The organism is Acinetobacter sp. CIP 101934 (assembly GCF_000369585.1).
Taxonomy (GTDB): domain Bacteria; phylum Pseudomonadota; class Gammaproteobacteria; order Pseudomonadales; family Moraxellaceae; genus Acinetobacter; species Acinetobacter schindleri.
Genome location: NZ_KB850103.1, coordinates 1 through 4731 on the forward strand (window position 1 = coordinate 1; position 4731 = coordinate 4731).

Annotated in this window: 1 protein-coding gene and 2 pseudogenes; all 3 read right to left on the reverse strand. The window is 39.7% G+C overall.

The features are described from left to right. Window positions 1-184: 184 nt before the first annotated feature. Window positions 185-2851 (reverse strand): excinuclease ABC subunit UvrA, encoded by a 2667-nt coding sequence (locus tag F899_RS15085; protein ID WP_004979617.1) that lies wholly within the window; start codon window positions 2849-2851, stop codon window positions 185-187. 42 nt (window positions 2852-2893) lie between these two features. Next, window positions 2894-4116: pseudogene (locus F899_RS15090) on the reverse strand (IS256 family transposase). A gap of 93 nt (window positions 4117-4209) precedes the next feature. Then, a pseudogene (locus F899_RS15100) lies at window positions 4210-4692 on the reverse strand (zinc-binding dehydrogenase); the annotation flags it as partial. Between the last annotated feature and the right edge of the window lie 39 nt (window positions 4693-4731).

Here is a 4731-nt window from a genome sequence, read left to right on the forward strand (position 1 = left end):
TGTGTAGGCTTCTTCATTTGAAAATTATATCGCTGAAAAAGCCGTTACAGATAGGTTTGTGCAACAAAGCCCTTAGTTGAAAAAAACTTTTAGATTTCATGCTCACACACCACCTAAAACAAAAAAATATCTGATTGATTTTACAGGCTTTTAATTTAAGGTTTTATTCTACCCACTCGCAATATCAACGTTTAGTATCACGACTCACTAACTCATTAACTAAATATGGAGCAGTACGACTATCTTGATTTTCTGTTATTTGTTTTGGTGTTCCTGCCACAACAATATTCCCACCAGCATTTCCAGCACCTGGTCCCACATCAATCACCCAATCTGCTTGTGCAACGGCACGCATATCATGCTCAATCATAACCACGGTATTACCCGCATCGACTAATCGCTGCAATTGAACTAACAATCGATCTACATCTGATGGATGCAAACCTGTAGTTGGCTCATCAAGTATATACAGTGTATTTCCACGCTGATTGCGTTGCAGCTCGGTCGCCAATTTAATACGTTGCGCTTCTCCACCAGATAGTTCAGTCGCTGGTTGCCCTAAACGTAAATAACCAAGGCCAATTTCCTTTAATAATTGTAGTGAACGAGCAATCGAGACCTCTCCATCAAAAAAATCACGTGCTTCATTGACGGTCATTCCTAATACTTCAGCAATATTACGTCCATTCCAGCGAATTTTCAGAGTGTCATCATTATATCGAGCACCATGACATGTCGGACAAGGGGCATATACACTTGGCATAAACAATAATTCTACACTGACAAAGCCTTCACCTTCACAAGTTTCACATCGCCCTTTAGCCACATTAAACGAAAAACGTCCAGCATCATAATGAGCTTGGCGAGCTTCAGGAGTCCCAGCAAATAACTTTCTAACATGATCAAATAAACCCGTATAAGTTGCCAGATTAGAACGTGGAGTACGGCCAATTGGTTTTTGATCAACCTGTACCAGACGCTGTATAGCCTCCACATCACCAGCCAGAGAACCCTGTGTAACCTCGGTAACCAACATTCCTTCATTTAAAGGATTATTTTCATTATTGTTTTCAGTTTCAGATTCATTGCCTAAATATGAAAGTACTAACTCGGGTAAAGCTTGAGAAACGAGACTAGATTTACCTGAACCTGAAATACCTGTAACTGCTGTAAGTACACCAAGAGGTATACGAGCATCAATATTATGCAGGTTATGTCGGTAAATATTGTTAAGTTCAAGCCAACCAGAGGGTGTACGTCCATAACTTTGAGTAACTGGGATTTTATTAAATAAATAACTTGCAGTACGTGAAGCTGAAATCTCACTTAAACCCTGAGGTACTCCACTATATAAAATATTACCACCTTGCTCTCCTGCATCTGGTCCAACATCCACTAACCATTGAGCACGACGCATGAGCTCTAAATCATGCTCTACAACAAATACGGAGTTTCCAGCGTCTCTTAATTTATCGAGAGAATCATATAATGACTGACTATCTGAAGGATGTAATCCAGCAGACGGTTCATCCAGTACATAAACTACACCAAATAGCATAGAACTTAATTGTGTTGCTAAACGCAAACGTTGTAACTCTCCCGCTGAAAGAGTCGGTGTGGCTCTATCTAATGTTAGATAACCAAGACCTAACTGGCGTAATTGATTTAAACGCCCCACCACACCATTTGCTAAACGCTGCGCAGCAATTTTCTTTTCATCTGAAAGTGCTGACGTACGTCTTACATCTGGAGATACAGAATGCACTGCTCTACCTGTTGTTGCTCGTTCGGATCTATCAAGTTGGGTTACTTTATTATTAGTCTTTTCTCCAGCATCATGAGCGTCGAAATTGCCAAGAACAATGGGCTCAAGCAGGCAAGTTAACTTATCCAAAGAAAGTTGCATAAACTCACCAATATCTACTCCAGCAAAGGTAATAGATAAGGCTTCTGGTTTAAGGCGTTTACCATGACAGGAAGGGCATATTTTTCCTTCCATAAAACGTGAAACACGTTTTTTCATCAACGTACTTTGGGTATTAGCAAAAGTATGAAGGACATAGCGACGAGCACCAGTGAAAGTGCCCATATAGCTGGGTTCTAGTTTACGTTTAAGTGCAGATTGAGTCTCAGCGGGGCTTAAACCAGCATAGACAGGAACTGTTGGGGTTTCTTCAGTAAATAAAATCCAGTCTCTATCCGATTGCGGTAAATCTTTCCATGGTCGATCGACATCATACCCTAGGGTTACTAGGATATCGCGTAAGTTTTGCCCGTGCCAAGCAGGTGGCCATGATGCGATAGCTCTCTCACGAATACTGAGTGTTGGGTCAGGAACCATTGTCGATTCTGTAACTTCATAAATGTGACCTAAACCATGACAGGTAGGACAAGCACCTTGAGGAGTGTTCGGTGAAAAGTCCTCGGCATATAACATTGGCTGATCGGCAGGATATGCACCAGCACGCGAATAAATCATTCGCACGAGACTTGATAAAGTTGTTACACTTCCAACAGAAGAACGGGTATTACTTGCACCACGTTGTTGTTGCAATGCTACTGCTGGTGGTAGACCATCAATAGCATCAACATCTGGTACTCCGGCCTGATCTATTAAGCGTCTTGCATAAGGTGCAACAGATTCGAAATATCTTCTTTGTGCTTCAGCAAAAATAGTTCCAAAAGCAAGTGATGATTTTCCTGAACCCGATACACCTGAGAAAACAACAAGTGCATTTCTTGGGATAGAAACATCTACATCCTTAAGGTTATGCTCACGTGCACCTCGAACTTCAATACAATTATTAGATAAAGTAATGTTATTGTGTTCACCAAAAGAATGTATTTTCATGTTTCTACGAGCCTGTAAATTATTTTGTGTAAGTCTCATTTTTTATAAATGATCTTTTAATCGATCATCGAACTGAATCGTAAACCAATTCATTGCTAAACGCCAATTTTGAATTGGCATGGTCCATTTTTTAGCAGCATTTGAAGTTGCTAAATAAATGACCTTTTTCACTGAATCATCAGAAGAGAAGATCTTTCTCTTTTTAGTTGAATGGCGGATCACGCTATTCAATGATTCAATTGCATTTGTTGTATAAATCGCATGACGTATTTCAGCAGGATAGCTAAAGATCGTTCGGATATTTTCCCAATTTGCCCGCCAGGATTCTCCAATTTTTGAATACTGGTGATTCCATTGATCGCAGAAGATATCTAGGGGCTTTAAAGCATTTTCCTCTGTACTTGCCTGATAGATCGCCTTCAATCCTGCTGTTACAGCTTTGTAGTCCTTCCAGCTCACAAATCTCAGGCTATTGCGTACAACATGTACGATACACAGCTGGATATCAGTATGAGGGTAGACAGAGGCTATCGCATCAGGAAAGCCTTTTAGTCCTGAGAAGCGCTGCTTCGCAAGGCAGGCTACAAGAATATCTTGCACTCCTCGATTTTTAAGCTCTGTCATGACTGACAGCCAGAATTTGGAACCTTCTGTTTGAGCAAGCCACATGCCAAGAAGTTCTTTTTGGCCATCCAGGTTAATGCCTAATGCTAAATAAACTGATTTATTGATTACTGTTGAATGCTGACGAACCTTAACAACAATGCAATCTAAATAGACAACAGGATAAAGACTATCGAGTGTTCTATTTTGCCATTCTGTCACTTGTTCAATGACAGCATCCGTCACCTTACTAATAAGGGAGGCAGATACATCGGCATCGTACATTTCTTTAAAAAAGCAACAATTTCTCTATTTGTCATTCCTTTCGCATATAGCGAAAGAATTTGATCATCCATGCTAGTAATGCGTGTTTGATGCTTCTTAATAATCTGTGGTTCAAAAGAGCCATCACGATCACGAGGGATATCTAAAGCAAGCTGCCCATCTTGTGTTAGAACTGTTTTGGAGCTAAAACCATTACGTGCATTAGATCCTTTCTTAGGTTGATGCTTTTCATAGCCTAAATGTTCAGAAAGCTCAGTATTCAGAGCGGTTTCGATCATGAACTTTTTAAATATGGCTGTCATTTGGTTTAAATCTTCAGGAGTTTTTAAACCTTTAGCTAATTCAGCTGCCATACTTTTGATTGTAGCTTCATCCATGTGAAGTACCTCTTTTTATTATCCTCAGTAGGATAAATGAAAATTAAGTACTTACACAAAATTTAGAACAGTCCCACAACTCATTTTGTTGAACTATATCTGTACAACAACTCTACCTCGAATTTTTCCATCTAAAATTTCATTTGAAATATTTAAAGCATCTGTTAACTGAATTTCAGTCGTTACTGTTTCTAATTTTGTTTGATCTAATTCTGTAGCCAAACGTTCCCATGCTTCTTTTCTTAATTCGATTGGTGCCATCACGCTATCAATTCCATATAAGGTAATCCCTCTTAGAATAAATGGAGCAACTGTTGCTGGAAAATCCATTCCGCCTGCCAAACCACACGCAGCAACTGCACCACGATATTTTGTACTAGCACATGCATTGGCTAAAGTATGGCTTCCAACAGTATCAATTACGCCAGCCCAAACTTCTTTGTTTAATGGCTTTCCTGGGGAAGATAATTCAATACGATCAATAATTTCACTCGCCCCTAGATAGGTTAAATATTCTGACTCTTGAGGTCGACCAGTCGAAGCTGTAATCTCATAACCAAGATGATTCAAAATAAGGCACTGTTGCAAATAGGCTGACATGATAAGCTAAATATC

What these genes read in the sequence shown, in the direction of transcription:
- F899_RS15085 (WP_004979617.1), bottom strand. Translation starts at nt 2,851, where the DNA reads ATGAAAATACATTCTTTTGGTGAACACAATAACATTACTTTATCTAAT.